The organism is Acetobacter sp. P1H12_c, from assembly GCF_018811975.1.
Lineage (GTDB): Bacteria > Pseudomonadota > Alphaproteobacteria > Acetobacterales > Acetobacteraceae > Acetobacter > Acetobacter persici.
The window spans coordinates 1-16454 of record NZ_JACRVR010000026.1 but is presented as its reverse complement, the minus strand read 5'-3'; the positions used below and the strand labels follow the sequence as shown (position 1 = coordinate 16454).

Sequence of the window (16454 nt, the reverse complement as noted above, 5' to 3'; positions counted from 1 at the left end):
AGGGTTATTCCCCGGAGGAATGTTGATGGACCGTTATCAGGCGATGGCCACCTTTATACGCGTGGTGGAGACAGGGTCTTTTTCGGCGGCAGCGCGTCAGCTTGGCGTGGGCCAGCCGGCTGTGTCCAAAACCATCGCGCAGCTTGAGGCGCATCTTCAGGTCAGCCTGATTGTCCGTTCTACACATGGCCTGACACCCACCGAAGCAGGGCAGAATTTTTATGAACGGGCCCGTAACGCCATTCAGGAAGCAGACGAGGCGGAACTGGCCGCCAGAGGTGCCGGGGCCGGTTTGTCAGGCCGTCTGCGTGTTTCAGCGGCAACGACATTTGCAAGACTGCATATTATCCCAAAACTACCCCGGTTTATGGCCGAGCATCCTCATCTGAATGTTGAGATTATTCTGGATGACCGGCTGATCGACCTTGTTGCCGAAGGCATTGATGTTTCCATACGCATGGGCACACTGGCAGATTCTACTGCAATCGCCCGGAAAATTGCGACGGGCTCCCGCTCGGTTCTTGCCACTCCGACATACCTTGAGCGGGCAGGGATACCGCGCACGCCGGCAGATCTGACAAACCATGATGCCATTATCTACAGCCAGTTACCGAGTGTCTGGTCCTTTACCCAGAACGGCGCAGCACTCTCGGTTTCTGTTAGCGGAAGGCTCAAGGTCAGCGCGGCAGAGGGGCTCAGAGCAGCGGTTCTGGCAGATATGGGGCTGAGTATCGCATCGGACTGGATGTTTGCACCGGAACTTGAAGCAGGCGCTGTTGTCCGTGTTCTGGAAGCGTGGTCTCTACCGTCTATTGATTTATGGGCGGTCTTTCCTTCCGGGCGCATGAAGACCGCAAAAGCCAGACTATTTGCCGATTTTGTCGAAAACCTTATGTCAGCTTAGCCTCTGCTCTTTTATGAGAGCCGTGTTTTAACCATAACAAATGGCCTTTTTTTTACGAATAGGGATAAAAGTATGAGATTTTTTATTTTGTTTGCCGGGGTTGTTGTCGCGCTAGTCTGTCTGTCACTGGCATGGTCCATTGTGGCGGCCCCTGAACCATCGGGCGGATGCACACTTGGTATCTGTTTCTGAATTTCTCAGTCTCAGACACAGCATATTGGCATATTGGCATATTGGCATATTGGCATATTGGCATATTGGCATACAGCCAGACTATAAGGGCCGTGTCAGAACGGTAAACCCACATAGCCAGATTAAAAGAGGTCTTTTGCGTACCATGCCCCCTAGGGCCAGAGGGGCTTCCCGCTGTACCGGCGCAGTCCGGTTGGGGCGAACTGTATGACATTACAGAGCGTGTAAGATTAACCGATAAAAAATGCCACCATTGTATGGTATAGTCTGAAGCTGACAATATAAAATGTATGGAAGTTTGGCAGCATGTCTGGTTACGCTTATCTGGCTCAATGGAAAGACGAGATTAACAGCAGCCCGAATGCGATCTATCTGACTCTGGCGGATGCTCTGGCGCTCTCCATTCGTAAAGGCGACCTGAGGGAAGGGGACAGGCTGCCGCCGCAGCGCATGATTGCGGAGTATCTTGGGGCCAATCTCACAACCGTAACCCGAGCATTGACCGAGGCCAGACGGCGCGGCCTGATTGATGCGACAGTGGGGCGGGGCACATTTGTGCGCGTAGGAGCCGGGGAAAGCCACTGGCGTCACACCGGACCGGCTGTGGTCGATCTGACCATGAACCTGCCTCCTATCCCTAAAGATCCGCCCCTGCAGCGGATGATCCAGAACGATATTACAGCCATCCTCAAACAGCAGGATCTGAACAGCCTGATGTCCTACCGTGTCACGGGCGGGACGCTGGAAGAGCGGCAGCTTGGCGCGAAGTGGATTGCCCCTGTTATCGGCCAGCGGCGAACGGATGAAATTCTTATCTCTCCCGGTGCGCAGAGTGCTCTGGCAGCGGTTGTCAGCACCTATACGCAGCCGGGGGACGTGATTGTTACGGATCGCATCGCATACCCCGGAATACGAACCGTTGCAGCGCAGTTCGGGCTTATTCTGGTCGGGGTCGATAGCGACCGTGAAGGCATGATGCCTGATCATCTGGACCGGGTATGTGCGGAGCATCACCCCAGACTGCTCTATTGTATCCCGACAATCCATAACCCCACCACCGCCACAATGTCCCTGCAACGGCGGAAAGATATCCTTAAGGTTGCTCAGCGCCACCACCTGCACATTACCGAGGACGACCCTTACAGTCTGCTGATGGAAAATCCGCTGCCAGCCCTGGCGGCGCTGGACCATAGCCGCGTCAGTTACATTGCCACCCTTGCCAAAACGCTTAGCCCCGGCCTGCGGACAGCCTACGTCGCACTCCCCAGTGCGGACATGACCCGGCGTGTAACCGCTGCCATACGGGCAATTGCCCTGACCAATGCCGGACTGCTCAGTGCCCTTACAGCACGATGGATGCAGACAGGGCAGGCAGAGACAGTCCTGCATGCCATCCAGAAGGAACTGCGGCTGAGGCAATCCATTGCACGCAAGGTGCTGGGGGAAGGGCATTGTATGAATCCGGACGGACCGCATGTCTGGCTAAAGCTGCCAGACTGGTGGGGAAGTGCGGATTTTGTTGCTTATGCCCGCAGGCGTGGCCTTGCTCTTGTGCCGAGCACCGTTTTCACGATCAGCGGAGAACCACCCCAGCGGGCGCGGATTGCTCTGGGAAGTGCGCCGGATGCAGCAAGTCTTGAAGAATCCCTGCTCGGCGTTCTCTCCATTTTACAGCATAAACGGTCCCCCGGATTCACGGATATTGTCTGACACCGTAGCGCCTTCAGAGGCACGGAAGAGCTTTGATTCTATGGGAATAACCAGCGCATCGGAAAAACAAAAAACGCTTCTGTTCACGAATGTGTGATTAAAAAATGTCTGTAAAACAACAGGTTATCACCACGAGATGGCATTGTATGGTTTTGTGAATATTTTTGTATGCTGCTGTCTCTGATAAAAACCAGACGATTTTCTGGTTTGATTTAATTGTACCCCTTTAAAGAAACATACAATATTTTATCTTCTCCTGATCCCGTGTCAGGTTTCCCCCGGCAACACGCTCAACCGGCCTCCTTGCCGGAGACGGTTGCACACGGGAGAAATATTATGCCGACAGTTGAACACACGCCGCATAAAGATGGTGACTGCTTCGTCAACTATGAAAACAAGGTTTTCGAGGACGTTAAAGCCCAGCCCGGCGAAAAAGCCCTTATCACTTTTCATACCGTCGCGAATGAAGGTTCAGTCGGGTTCGTAAATCTGCTTCAGGCCACACGGTTGATCCGCAAGGGTTTTGAAACCTCTGTCCTGCTCTATGGGCCGGGTGTGACCCTTGGTGTGCAGCGCGGCTTTCCGCGTCTGGGAGATGAAGCGTTTCCTGGCCATATGAACTGCAACAAGCAGATTGCAAAAATCCTTGAAGAAGGCGGAAAAGTTTATGCCTGCCGCTTCGCACTTCAGGCACTTTATGGTTACGGCGAACAGAATCTGATCCCCGGCATTACCCCCATTAATCCGCAGGATGTGCTCGATATTATTCTGCTGGCCCGCCGTGATAACGCCTTTATCCTTAACACCTGGACTCTCTGAGAGCGGAAGGGAGGACCGTCGGCATGTCACGTATTGTTCGCGCCGCAGCGATCCAGATCAGCCCAGTCCTTGGAGACGATGGTCTGGGTACAGCACGGAAAGTCTGTCAGGCCATCCGCGACGCCGCGGAAAAAGGCGTGACGCTGGCGGTCTTTCCTGAAACTTTTGTGCCGTATTACCCCTATTTTTCCTTTATCCAGCCAGCCTTCCGGTTTGGTGCCGAACATCTGGAACTCTATGAGCGCGCCGTTATTATCCCCGGTCCGGTGACCGATATGGTCGCGGAAGCCGCACGAGATAGCGGCATGGTTGTCGTGCTGGGTGTGAATGAGCGTGATTTTGGCACGCTCTACAACACACAGATCATTTTTGATGCAACCGGCGAGATCTTGCTCAAGCGTCGCAAGATTACCCCAACTTATCATGAGCGTATGGTCTGGGGGCAGGGCGATGGAGCCGGACTCAAGGTTGTTCAGAGTGCTGCTGGGCGCATTGGGGCACTGGCGTGCTGGGAGCACTATAATCCGCTCGCCCGCTATGCGCTGATGACCCAGCATGAGGAAATCCACTGCGCTCAGTTTCCCGGCTCACTGGTTGGTCAGATTTTCGCTGATCAGATGGACGTCACAATCCGTCACCACGCGCTGGAATCCGGCTGCTTTGTCGTCAACGCCACGGGGTGGCTCACGGACGAGCAGATCAAGGAGATTGCGCGCGACCCGGCACTGGAAGGGCCTCTGCGCGGCGGGTGCTTTACCGCCATTGTCTCGCCAGAGGGCAAGTTTCTGGCCCCGCCCCTGACGGAAGGGGAAGGGATGGTCATTGCCGATCTCGACTTCGCGCTGATCACCAAACGCAAACGGATGATGGACAGCGTGGGACATTACGCCCGGCCGGAACTGCTCAGCCTGCTTCAGGACCGGCGTCCGGCCCGCACTGTCCATTACGCGGGTGAAGAGGGTCCTTTCTCGCCCCCTAACGAGGAGATGGCACCATGACTGTTCCAACACTCGGCACTCTTTCCGGGCGCAAACTAGTGACTGATCTGCAATCTCTCGGCCTGCAGATTGGCGAAGCAACAGGCGGCATCTCCCGCAAGGGCGGCGCAGGCCCTTCAGACCACAAGACAATTACTATTGCCGGCCAGACTGTTATGGTCCCGGTTTATACCTCCGGAGCGCGTCGCTCCCCTTTTCAGGCCAGTGCGCCAGACAAAAGCGGGGCCAGCACGTTGCTGCGGGACGGGCAAACGCTCGGGACGATTCATTTCCCGGCCGCTCCACGGTTTTATGGGCTRAAAACCGCCGATGGTATTCCATACTGGAAGATTGCTCTGCTGCACGGGCGGGATACTCTGGCGACCACGGTCCACCAGACCTGTATCCGTTATGCAGACCGGCGCACCTCCTGCCAGTTTTGCGCCATTGGTCAGTCTCTGGCAGCAGACCGGACAATTGCTTACAAAACACCGGCGCAACTGGCGGAAGTTGCTAAATCCGCCGTTGAACTGGACGGCGTGCGCGATATGGTACTGACAACCGGCACACCGAACGTGATTGATCGCGGGGCTGCTGTTCTGGCTGAGTCCGCCCGCGCTATCCGCGCTGCTGTGGACCTGCCGCTTCAGGTCCAGTGTGAGCCGCCACGTGATCACGGCTGGTTCCAGCAGCTGCGGGACGCCGGTGCAGACAGCCTTGGCATGCATCTTGAAGCCGCCACGCAGGCTGTGCGTGAGAAGATTATGCCCGGCAAAGCCACGGTAAGCCTTGATCGCTACATGGAGGCTTTTGCTGCTGCCGTACCGATCTTTGGCCGTGGGCAAGTGAATACCTATATTCTGGCCGGTCTGGGTGATACAGCCCAGGACATTCTGGCTCTGGGTGAACGGCTGATTGCGCTGGGGGTTTATCCCTTTGTGGTGCCGTTCGTCCCTATTTCCGGAACGCCTCTGGAAAATCATGAGGCACCTTCGGCAGACTTCATGAAATCTGTTCTCGCGCCCCTTGGACGGATGCTGCGGGATGCAAACATGAAATCCACCGATATCCGAGCCGGGTGCGGCCGGTGTGGCGCGTGCTCCTCTCTCTCGGCCTATGAACAATGAGCAGGATGCTTGAAGGCGTGGAAGACCGGCCTTTTATCCCCACGGAATATGTTGTGCGCCTTGCCCGCACACCATGGGAACGGGCCGGTTATCACGCGCTCCGCCGTGAAGTCTTCTGCCATGAACAGAAGATTTTTGCAGAAGATGACCGGGACGCGATTGATGAGGACGCCATTCCCATTATTGCAGCCTGCTGTATGGCAGGCATGCCCGACCGGATTGTCGGCGCTGTCCGTATCCATGAAGCTGAACCGGGCCTGTGGCGTGGCTCCCGTCTGGCCGTCCATGCCGAGCATCGTAAACTCGGGCGGATTGGTGCTGAACTGATCCGCATGGCCGTCAGCACGGCACATGGTCTGGGGGCGCAGCGCTTTCTGGCGCAGGTGCAGGAACAGAACGTGCTGTTCTTCCGGCGTCTGCACTGGAAAAGCCTTGGCGTCATAACGCTGCACGGCCTGCCGCATCATGACATGCAGGCAGATCTCGCACGGTATCCCGCACATGGTCAGGATCAGACCTGGCTGCTCCGCCCGCAACCCCGCACCAGACAGGTGGCGTGATGACAGGGAAATTAGCCCCGTTGTTGCGCGCCCTTCAGCAAAGCCGCGCTCTTGCCGCCAAACAGGACATTGCGGAAGCCGTCGGCATTCTCGGCCCGCAGGCGGGAAGTGCCATTCGCCTCGGCGATGACTGCGCCGCGATTGAGGATGGGGACGGGTATCTCCTGCTGGCCAGCGAGGGCTTTCAGGACACCTTCGTCCGCGCCATGCCGTGGTTTGCGGGCTATTGCGGCGTGATGGTCAATGTCAGCGATATTGCCGCCATGGGCGGCCGGCCGGTGGCCGTTGTCGATGCCCTGTGGAGCGAGACATCCGAGGCTGCCAGATCCATCCTGACCGGCCTGCATGACGGCGCACGCATCTATAACGTGCCGGTTGTAGGGGGGCATACCAATATGCGCAGCACCCATAACTCGCTTTCCGTCGCGGTTCTGGGGCGTGCCCGCCATCTGCTGACCAGCTTTGACGCGCAGCCGGGTGAAGTCCTGATTGCCGCCATTGACCTGCGTGGCCGCTGGCACGACCCGCATCCTTTCTGGGATGCCAGTTCCGCCCTGTGCGGCACGGACGGCGCAGCCCGGCTGCGGGGGGATCTGGACCTTCTGCCCGGCATAGCTGAAGACGGGCTGAGCCGTGCTGCAAAAGATATCAGCATGGCCGGACTGCTCGGGACAGCTCTGATGCTGGCTGAATGTTCGGGCGTGGGCATGACCATCTCGCTTGATGATATTCCGCGCCCTGAGGATGCACCTATGGAACGCTGGCTATCCGCCTTCCCCAGTTACGGCTACCTGCTGACAGCCCGACCGGCAGACGCCGAGACGCTTATGGCCCGCTTCCGGTCCCGCGGCATTGCGACCGCCGTCATTGGCCAGTGCACCACCACCCAGCGTCTGGATGTGACATGGGAGGGTGAGACAGAGCCCTTCTGGGATCTGGCCCGCACGCCGCTCATGGGGTGTGCGCCATGAGACTTTCCATTGGTATTCTGACGCATTCGACCAATCCGCGTGGCGGTGTCGTGCATGGTATGGCGCTGGCAGAAGCCCTGCACGATGCCGGGCATGAGGCCACACTTATTGCACCGGACGAGACAGGCGCGGGCTTTTTTCGCACACCACGCTGCGCTACCCGCTACATCCCTGCGAGGCATGCGCCTGACCTGCCAACACTGGTCGAGCAGCGCATTGGCGCGATAAAAAATGCGCTGCGGCATGAGGCATCTTTTGATGTGCTGCATGCTCAGGACCCGATCAGCGCCAACGCTCTGGCTGATTTGGTGGAGGAGGGACGGATACAGGGGTTTGCCCGCACGGTGCATCATCTGGACAGCTATTCTCATTCGGGTGTTGCTGCCCGTCAGGCGCGTGGCCTGACGGCTGCGACCGAGCTTTTTACGGTCAGCCATATCTGGAAAGAGACGCTGTTTGCTGAATACCGGCGTCATGCCCCTGTAGTGGGGAACGGCGTTGATTTGGCCCGCTTCTCTCCGGAAGAGGGACCGCAGGACCATGATCTCCGCGCCCGTTATGGGCTTCCGCAAAATGGCCGCCTCCTGCTCTCGGTCGGCGGGGTGGAACGTCGTAAAAACACGCTTGTCCTGCTTCAGGCTTTTGATGCATTACGGACGAATTATCCGGACCTGCATCTGGTAATTGCAGGAGGCGCATCTTTACTTGATCATTCTGCGTATCGCAGTCTTTTTGACGAGTATGTGCAGAGACAGGGTCTGGCAAATGCCGTGACTGTCACAGGCCCGATTGCGGACGCCGATATGCCCGCGTTCTATCGGCAGGCTGCGGTTCTGGCCTATCCCTCACAAACAGAAGGCTTTGGCCTGTGCCCGCTTGAGGCTCTGGCCTGCGGGACACCTGTGGTGGTTCCGGCCGCCCCACCTTTTACGGAGCATCTGCGGACACTTGAGGCGTTCTGGTGCCAGCCAGACCAGCCGGAGAGCCTTATCTGCACGCTGCATGACGCCTTAAATGCCCGGAATGCGGCCCGTTTTCAGGTCAGCGGTCCAGTTACAGCCTGTCGGTTTGACTGGCAGAACGTGGCCAGCAAACACCTGCCCGCATACCGGCGTCTGGCGGCATTACAGCACGCTGCTGCCCCAGCTTCAGGAGTTTTCTAACTATGCCCGAAATGATTTTTCGTGTGCGCTGGCCTGATGGACGGGAGACAGACTGTTATTCCCCGTCGCTGGTCATACGAGACTATTTCACGCCCGGTCAGGATTATTCAGTCCGGGAGTTTCTTGCAAAAGCCGACACAGCCCTGACGGAAGCCAGTGAACGTGTGCGCGCACGGTATGGCTTTCCGTGCAGCCGCGCTCTGGGTCAGCGTGACGCCATTCAGCAGGCGTCTGCGGCTTTCCTCAACCAATCCGGTGCGCAGGTGCGCATCCTGTCTTTTAGTCTTTGAAACGAAGAGAAATCTCATGACACATACTGAGAAAACTATTCCCGTTATCATCGTGGGTGGCGGGCAGGCCGGTCTTTCAATGAGCTGGTATCTCTGCCGCGAGAAGGTAGAGCACATCGTTTTTGAAGCAAAAACTGCATGCCATGCATGGGATGATGAACGCTGGGACAATTTCTGTCTGGTCACACCGAACTGGCAGTGCGCGCTCCCCGGCCATCCCTACACAGGGAAGGATCCGCATGGCTTTATGGTAAAGCAGGAAATTATAGAATACGTCAAAGGCTTTGTTGACTCATTCAATCCTCCCCTGCGTGAGCACACACCGGTAACCTCCATTACGCGCCATGAAAATGGGGGGTATCGCGTTGTGGCGGGGAATGACGTATGGCACACGGAACATGTGGTGATCGCCTCGGGCGCATATCAGGATGCCGTGATTCCGGGTTATGCCAGCGCGATTGATACCAGCATTTATCAGGTACACTCTCAGGATTACCGGAATGCGGCACAGCTTCCGGACGGTGCTGTGCTGGTGGTGGGCAGCGGCCAGTCCGGTTCGCAGATTGTCGAGGATCTGTTCCTTGAAAAACGCAAGGTTCATCTGTGCGTCGGCTCCGCCCCGCGTGTTTCGCGCTTCTATCGTGGGCGGGATGTTGTGGACTGGCTTGCAGACATGCAGTTTTATGACCTTACGGTGGAGAAGCACCCCTTGCGGGACGGCGCACGGGACAAGACCAACCATTACGTAACGGGCCGGAATGGCGGCCATGACCTTGATCTGCGTCTTTTTGCAAAAGAGGGCGTTGGGCTACATGGCACGCTGAAGACAATCCGTGACGACGTGGCGCAGTTTGCACCTGATCTGACGGAAAATCTTGATGATGCCGACAAAACCAATGCCGACATCAAAAAATCCATTGATGCCTATATCACCCGTGAAGGTATCAATGCTCCGGAGGAAGCCCCTTACGTGCCGGTCTGGCAACCTGATGGCAGCAACACGCCGCTGGACCTGAAAGCGGCCGGTATTACGGCAATTATCTGGTGCATTGGGTTTCGGCCAGATTACCGCTGGATTGACGTGCCGGTCTTTAACGGCGCCACCAAGCCAGTCTGGCGCCGCGGCGTAACGGATGCGCCGGGGTTCTACTTCCTTGGGCTTCCCTGGCTCCACACGTGGGGGTCGGGGCGGTTCTCCGGTGTCTCACGAGATGCCGCGTGGCTGGCCAGCCAGATCACCGGCAAAGATGTGGCTGTAGCCTGAGCGAAGGACGCCGCCATGCTGCCATGGACCACATATGACGCGGTGTCTGCTGCGGCGACAGATCAGCCAGAAACATTCTGGCTGGAGGCCGCCAGGCGCATTACGTGGGAGCAGGCCCCGCTGAGTACATGCCGGGCACGGGCGAACGGCTGGTATGACTGGTTTCCTGATGCCACGCTCAACACCTGCTATAATGCGGTGGATCGGCATGTTGAGGCCGGGCGAGGGGAGCAGGCGGCTCTGATCTGGCATTCCTGCGCCACAAAGGAACGCCAGAGCGTCACCTACAGGATGCTTCAGAGCAGGGTAGCCGGATTTGCCGGTGGCCTGCGCTCACTCGGGGTGCAAAAAGGCGACCGGGTGCTGATCGCCATGCCGAGCATGATTGAGACAGTTGTCGCCATGCTGGCCTGCGCACGGATTGGTGCGGTCCATGTGGTCGTCTTTGCTGGCTATGCCGGACCTGAACTGGCCCGCCGGATTGAGGATGTGACGCCCAAGGTTGTCATTATCGCCAGTTGCAGTTTTCAGCGACAGACTGTGATCCCATCGGCACCAGTTCTGCATGAAGCCCTTGCTATTGCAGCGCACAGACCGCAGGCCTGCATCATTGTCCAACGTGATGCCTGTCCGGCTGTGCGTCTGCCAATGCGCGATCATGATTTTCACGCGCTGGAACGCTCGGTACCTGTAGCACCCGTCATGCTCAGGGCGCAGGACCCGCTTTATATTCTGCATACATCCGGAACAACCGGAAGGTCGAAAGGGATTGTCAGGGACAATGGCGGCCACGCCGTAGCGCTCGCCTTGTCCATGGACCTGATTTATGGCTGCAAAGCCGGAGAGACTTTTTTCACCACATCAGACCTTGGCTGGGTGGTGGGTCACTCTTATGGCGTTTATGCCCCGCTGATCAGCGGCTGCACCAGCGTCATTGTAGAAGGCAGTGTGTCTGCCTCCGCCCTTCGCATTCTCTGCCATGACCATGAGGTGAGGTGCCTGTTCACCACGCCGACGCAGATGCGGCTCATGCGGCAGGAAAGCCGCCATCTCTCATACGCCAACCTGCCAGCACTCGCCCGCGTCTTTGTGGCCGGAGAGTACGCCGACCCGACATTGCTGGACTGGGCGCGGTCCTACTTCCAGAAACCCGTTGTAAACCACTGGTGGCAGACTGAAACCGGATGGAGTATTACCGCGCACTTCTTTGGCCTGCCGGAGCAGGATCCAGCCTCACTCATGAACGAAATTGGGCGGCCAGCACCGGGGTTTCGCCCGGCGATTGTGCGGTCACGCCCCGATGAACCTTGTGGAGAAATTGTTCTGTCCCTGCCGCTGCCGCCCGGTTGTCTGGCCGGGATGTGGAAGGAGGGGGCTGTCCGTGCGCCTGCAACCTATCTTGATGAAACAGGCCAGTATTACCGGACTTTTGACGAAGGGATGATTGACGACGACCACGTCATTCATATGCGTGGGCGATCTGATGATGTTATTAAGGTTGCGGGGCGGCGGATTTCAGGCGTTCAGATTGAAAAAATCATTGCCACGGAGGCTGGTGTTCATAGTTGTGCCGTGATTGCGGTTCCTGATGGCCTCAGAGGCGAACGACCGGTGGCTTATGTCGTGCTGGAGACTGGTTTTAATACAGCCCCTTCTGCTGAAAAGATTATCCGTCAGGTGCATCAGGCGCTTGGCAGGTGGGTCGGCCTCAGGGATGTTCGTTTTGTGGAACGGCTACCAACCACCGTCTCCGGAAAAATTATCCGGAAAGCCTTGACCCTTACGTCTGAGACAAAAGAGACAAGACAAGGTTCTGTGCAAACGGTTCTGTCATAGAATTGCTTCATATAGGGTGATAAAGAGCGGTTAAAGAGAGACCCGGCGCCTAGAATTTTTGGAGGACCAGCCGCGACAAGCCTCAGGCACTTCGCGCAGAAATGTCTTAATCACGAGGCAGGAAAGCGAGGGGAGAAATGCCTGTTCTCATTTCTCCGCCTGTCGCAAGCTCAGATGGTCCGTTTTGAAGGGTTTGTCTGGTTCAACATTTACAGAACATGCTCAGACAGAGAGGTGCTGCGCGGGGGCAGGAGCTCCCCCCAGCCGCCTCCCAGCGCTTTATAGAGGGTAATGCTGTTGGACATGGCCTGAAGCTGGGTCGTAATGGCTGCTAGTTCGGCGGTATACCAGCCTCTCTGAGCAATCAGCGTGGCCAGATAGGGGTCATACCCTGCTTTAAACCTCTGCAAAGCCAGTGTGTATTGCCGCTGTGTGGCAGAAACTGACGCCTGCTGGGCTGTAAGCTGCTTGATAAACGTCTCCCGCCCGGCCAGAGCGTCCGCGACTTCCCGAAACGCGGACTGGATCGTGCGTTCGTAGCGCGCCACGTCTTCTCGTTTGCGGGCATGGGCCTGCTTGAGCTGGGCTGTCAGACGGCCTGCGTCAAAAAGTGGCACGGTAATCTGCGGTGCGACGTTCCATGCGCCCATGCCGCTCTGGAAAAGGCGGGTAATATTGTTGCTTGCCGTGCCATTGGCCGCCGTGATCTGGATTTTTGGAAAAAACTCGGCCCGAGCAGCACCAATATCGTCATTGGCAGCACGTAATTCACCTTCGGACGCCGCAATATCCGGCCGCCGGGCAATCATGTCAGACGGCAATCCTTCCGGCACGTCCGGGAAAGCGACAACGGCGTTGAGAGAGGCTTTGGTGCTCATGGACTGCATGGTTGCCTCCGGGAGCGGAGAACCAACCAGAAGCGTTAGCTGATCAAGAGCCTCTGCGCGCTGGCGTGTGTAGAGTTGCAGATTGGTTTCGGCATCATGCAGGGCAACTTCGGCTTCCGCGACATCAAGTTGCGTGCCGGTGCCGACATCCGCCGTCTGTTTTACCAGAGTATATGTATGCTGCCTGTTGGCCAGCACAGCCTGTGTCACAGCGAGCGCCTGAGCATTGGCCACCCAGTTCAGCATGGCCGTCGCGACACTGGATATAATGCTCAGCCTCATGGCCTGCTGATTGAAAGCACTGGCCATATAACGGTCGAACGAGGCTCTGGAGGCGCTCCGGATGCGGCCCCACAGGTCTACTTCATAGGCGGAAACACCAAACCCTACGGCATATTGACGCATGTAAATCGGTTCATCCGTGCGGGAGAGGCTCCAGATATGCGAATTCATTTTCTGGATGTTGGCGCCTGCTGTGCCGTTTAGTGTCGGAAAAAGAGCGGCGTTTTCAATATCAAACTGGGAGCTGGCTGCGGCCGTCTGCTGCTGGGCAATACGCAGATCCCTGTTATTTTCCAGCGCACGCGCAATGAGGCTCTGCATGACGGGGTCGCGGTAGAAAGACCGCCAGTCTTGCAGGAGAGCGGACGCGTCCTGCCCGGAAGCACCAGCGCTCTGCCCCTGTGGCCAGACGGATGCGACGGGGGGCTCTGGCTTATGATAGTTCGGAATCATGGTGCAGCCGCCCAGAAGTGCAAGCAGCGCCATGCCGTATGCAGAAGAAGACCGCACGATCAGATCACTTTCAAAGATTTATCGAGTTGCGGCGCGACAACGCTGCCTGCATGCAAAGCGGACGGGGGATGCACCACAAGCTGGCTGCCATCGGGTAAACCATCCAGAACTTCCAGATGATCGCCATAATCCCGGCCGATCTTGACCTTGCGAACCGCAATTTTATTGTCAGCTTCGACAGTTTCAACAGACAGCCCATCAGCCTCATAATTGAGGGCTTCTGAGGGAACCATAATAACGGGGGCCGCCCGGGGCAGGTCAAAATGGATTTCCGCATAAAGCCCGGCTGTCAGGCGATTATCGTGGTTATCAATGTCAATCTCGACGGGCAGCATACGGCTTCCCTGTTCCAGCGCGTGCCCAGTTCGCGTCACTGTCCCCTTAAAAATCTGTCCGGGCCGCTCCGGCACACTCATACTGGCTGGCTCCCCAACCTTGAGTGTCAGAGCCGCATCCTGTGGAACATGCACCCGCACCCGCAGACGATCCGTGCGGGTCACGACAAAGAGCGGACGCGCTGTGCTATCGGCGCTCACCAGATCCCCGGCTTCCACGGCCCTGCCTGTCACTACACCGTCATAAGGTGCGGTAATGCTCGTATAGGCCTGACGCTGCGCGGTTTCAGCCAGCACGGCATCAGCGGCTTTTTGTTCGGACTGCCGGGCATTCTGGGTCAGGCGGTCCACATCGAAATTCTGTTTGCTGACAGCCCCACCGCCGACAAGCCCGCCGGACCTGCGGGCGGTAATCTGCGCCAGAGCCAGATTGGCACGGGCCTGCGCCAGTGTCGCCTGCGCCTGCTCAACGCGATGATCGAGTTCCGGCGCTCGGATAACCGCCAGAACCTGTCCGGCCTGCACGGGGGTTCCGATATCAACAAACCGCTTGTCGATATAGCCTGATGCGCGTGCGCCGATGGGTGTCGTCTCAATCCCCACGGTTTCGCCAGGCAGGTCCAGCGACAAAGGTTGTGTCGAAGCACGCGCGATCATGGTCCGCACATCAGGGACCTGCTGGTCGCGTTCTCTGGCCGTCGCCGTGACCGCGTGTGCGCGTTCGACATGGGTATAAACGCCATAACCAACTGCGACGATAACAGCCAGTCCGGCAACAATGCCGGTGGAAAGCCGCCTGCGTTCGTGGCCAGAGTGGGACATGACAGGATCAGACGACATTCTCATATTCCTCAAGCATGCGGGATTCACGACGGCGCAGACGGCTGTAGAGCCAGGGGACAACAAAAAGCGTGGTGCAGGTGCCAATCATCAGGCCGCCAATCACGGCGCGGCCCAGAGGTGCGTTCTGCTCGCCGCCGTCTCCGAGGCCCAGCGACATCGGCAACATGCCGATCACCATGGCCAGCGATGTCATTAAAATAGGCCTCAGACGTTCCCGCCCGGCTTCCATCGCCGCCTCCATGGCGGTCATGCCATGGGCACGGCTTTCCTTGGCGAAGGTGACAAGCAGGATGGAATTGGCGCTCGCCACACCCACGCTCATGATCGCGCCCATGAGTGAGGGCACGGAGAAGGTTGTTCCTGTCACGAACAGCATCAGCACGATGCCGCACATAGCCCCAGGCAGACCCAGTATGACAACCAGCGGGTCCATGAAGGACTGGAAGTTCACGACCATCAGCAGATAGACCGCAATGGCCGCTACCAGCAGGCCGATTTCAAGGCGCGTGAACGAGGTGTTCATGCTGTCGATCTGCCCTGCTACTTCGATGCTGTTACCGGGTTTCAGGTCGGCTTTATGCCGGTTCACAATCCGCCCGATATCCCGCGCAATGCTCCCGAGGTCCCGATCCTCGGCGCTGGCGTCGATATCCAGAACCGGCTGGATGTTGCTGTGTGAAATCACGTCAGGCGCTACCGTGCGTTCAATGGTCGCCACATTCCGCAAAAGGGTCGGGATTGCGGCCGCCTGTGATGCATTCCCTGCCACCACCAGCTTGCCCAGATCATCAACGGTGTTGACCTGATATTGCGGTGTCTGCACGGCAACCGGGTAAAGCGTTCCCATCTGTGGATCGGGCCAGAAGTTCGGCGTGACGGTGTTGGAGGACGCCTGCGAGACCATGACGCTACGGGCTACATCGTTCAGAACGAGATTGAGGTCCTGCGCCCGTTCACGGTCGATCGACACGTTCAGGGCAGGGGCTGCAAGCTGCTGGTGCAGATGCACATCCACCAGACCGCGCACATGCCGCATGTCCTCCATAATCTTGCCCATAACCACGCGGTTATTCGCCTGATCGTAGCCTGTGATCCGCACATCAATCTGGGATGTCAGACCAAAATTCAGGATCTGCGTCACCATGTCAGCGGGCTGGAAATAGAAGACGACATCGGGGAAACGCTTAGCCAGAACTGTGCGCAGGCGGCTGATATACTCCGTTGTCGGACGATGCTTTTCTTTGAGCGCCACCATGATCTGCCCGTCATTCGGGCCGATGGTTGAGCCATCATCAAAGGGCATGGAATAACGGAAGGGGATGCCGATGTCGTCAAGGACTAACTCGCGTTCGCTCTCTGGCACCACTTCACGAATGGTATCTTCCACCTGATCGAAAATCCGTTCGGTGGTTTCAATCCGCGTGCCTGCAGGCGCGCGTACATGGAGTTTGAACTCTCCGGCATCAATAACCGGGAAAAAGTCCTGCCCCACCTGCGTTGCAAGAAGCACCGCGCCCAGAACAAAGATGCCGCCTAGCAGCCTGTCGGATTGGGGTACCCTGTGAAGGGGTGATGTTGTAAGGTTGTGAGATGAGCAGCTTCATCCCGTTTGACCGGTCTCAGCCGTATCTTCTGCCACCGGATCTGAAGTCGTGGCTTCCTGCTGACGATATGGCGCATTTCATTGTTGCAGCCGTTGAGCGGGTTCCGATGAGCGCGTTCTGCGTGCCAGTGCGCACGGGAGGCAAGGCGCAGTATCATCCGCGCCTGATGCTGGCCCT

14 protein-coding genes and 1 pseudogene are annotated in these 16454 nt (G+C 57.6%); 12 read left to right on the top strand and 3 right to left on the bottom strand.

The features are described from left to right. The first annotated feature begins 25 nt into the window (after window positions 1-25). The 11 genes from KP699_RS11905 to KP699_RS11855 all read left to right on the top strand — a co-directional run bounded on the left by KP699_RS11905 (window position 26) and on the right by KP699_RS11855 (window position 11813). A complete protein-coding gene (locus KP699_RS11905; protein WP_215762773.1) occupies window positions 26-904 on the top strand; it encodes a LysR family transcriptional regulator in 879 nt (292 codons plus the stop codon). Between the two features lie 498 nt (window positions 905-1402). Then, the gene (locus KP699_RS11900; protein WP_215762772.1) at window positions 1403-2806 is read left to right on the top strand and encodes a PLP-dependent aminotransferase family protein; all 1404 of its coding nucleotides are present in this window, start codon (window positions 1403-1405) and stop codon (window positions 2804-2806) included. A gap of 336 nt (window positions 2807-3142) precedes the next feature. Further along, the gene (locus KP699_RS11895; RefSeq protein ID WP_077929872.1) at window positions 3143-3625 is read left to right on the top strand and encodes an MSMEG_0572/Sll0783 family nitrogen starvation response protein; all 483 of its coding nucleotides are present in this window, start codon (window positions 3143-3145) and stop codon (window positions 3623-3625) included. 23 nt (window positions 3626-3648) lie between these two features. Further along, window positions 3649-4623: a Nit6803 family nitrilase gene (locus KP699_RS11890; protein WP_215762771.1), complete on the top strand. Its 975-nt coding sequence runs from the start codon at window positions 3649-3651 to the stop codon at window positions 4621-4623. After that, a complete protein-coding gene (locus tag KP699_RS11885; protein ID WP_215762770.1) occupies window positions 4620-5729 on the top strand; it encodes an MSMEG_0568 family radical SAM protein in 1110 nt (369 codons plus the stop codon). The genes KP699_RS11890 and KP699_RS11885 overlap by 4 nt, the downstream gene beginning before the upstream one ends. Then, on the top strand, window positions 5726-6289 hold the full coding sequence (locus KP699_RS11880; RefSeq protein ID WP_215762769.1) for an MSMEG_0567/Sll0786 family nitrogen starvation N-acetyltransferase: 564 nt from the start codon (window positions 5726-5728) through the stop codon (window positions 6287-6289). Before KP699_RS11885 ends, KP699_RS11880 begins: the two co-directional genes overlap by 4 nt. Continuing rightward, complete coding sequence (locus KP699_RS11875; RefSeq protein WP_252347015.1) at window positions 6289-7260, top strand: sll0787 family AIR synthase-like protein; 972 nt, start codon at window positions 6289-6291, stop codon at window positions 7258-7260. Before KP699_RS11880 ends, KP699_RS11875 begins: the two co-directional genes overlap by 1 nt. After that, window positions 7257-8423: an MSMEG_0565 family glycosyltransferase gene (locus KP699_RS11870; protein WP_215762767.1), complete on the top strand. Its 1167-nt coding sequence runs from the start codon at window positions 7257-7259 to the stop codon at window positions 8421-8423. The genes KP699_RS11875 and KP699_RS11870 overlap by 4 nt, the downstream gene beginning before the upstream one ends. Window positions 8424-8425: 2 nt before the next feature. Further along, window positions 8426-8713: an MSMEG_0570 family nitrogen starvation response protein gene (locus KP699_RS11865; RefSeq protein WP_025825585.1), complete on the top strand. Its 288-nt coding sequence runs from the start codon at window positions 8426-8428 to the stop codon at window positions 8711-8713. A 16-nt stretch (window positions 8714-8729) separates the two neighbouring features. Continuing rightward, window positions 8730-9977, top strand: a complete 1248-nt coding sequence (locus KP699_RS11860) for an MSMEG_0569 family flavin-dependent oxidoreductase (RefSeq protein ID WP_215762766.1) — start codon at window positions 8730-8732, stop codon at window positions 9975-9977. Between the two features lie 15 nt (window positions 9978-9992). Continuing rightward, the gene (locus KP699_RS11855; RefSeq protein WP_215762765.1) at window positions 9993-11813 is read left to right on the top strand and encodes an AMP-binding protein; all 1821 of its coding nucleotides are present in this window, start codon (window positions 9993-9995) and stop codon (window positions 11811-11813) included. A 209-nt stretch (window positions 11814-12022) separates the two neighbouring features. Here KP699_RS11855 and KP699_RS11850 read toward each other — a convergent pair whose 3' ends face one another. Genes KP699_RS11850 through KP699_RS11840 form a run of 3 tightly spaced genes read right to left on the bottom strand, consistent with a single transcriptional unit; the run spans window position 12023 to window position 16183 of the window. Then, window positions 12023-13492 carry an efflux transporter outer membrane subunit gene (locus KP699_RS11850; protein WP_308164921.1) on the bottom strand — a complete coding sequence of 490 codons (1470 nt, stop codon included), beginning with the start codon at window positions 13490-13492 and terminating at the stop codon, window positions 12023-12025. Window positions 13493-13494: 2 nt separating this feature from the next. Then, a complete protein-coding gene (locus KP699_RS11845) occupies window positions 13495-14670 on the bottom strand; it encodes an efflux RND transporter periplasmic adaptor subunit (protein ID WP_215762764.1) in 1176 nt (391 codons plus the stop codon). Continuing rightward, window positions 14660-16183 (bottom strand): efflux RND transporter permease subunit, encoded by a 1524-nt coding sequence (locus KP699_RS11840; RefSeq protein ID WP_308164920.1) that lies wholly within the window; start codon window positions 16181-16183, stop codon window positions 14660-14662. The genes KP699_RS11845 and KP699_RS11840 overlap by 11 nt, the downstream gene beginning before the upstream one ends. A gap of 80 nt (window positions 16184-16263) precedes the next feature. On the opposite strand from KP699_RS11840, the pseudogene KP699_RS11835 reads away from it, so the two are divergent. Beyond that, a pseudogene (locus KP699_RS11835) lies at window positions 16264-16454 on the top strand (IS5/IS1182 family transposase); the annotation flags it as partial.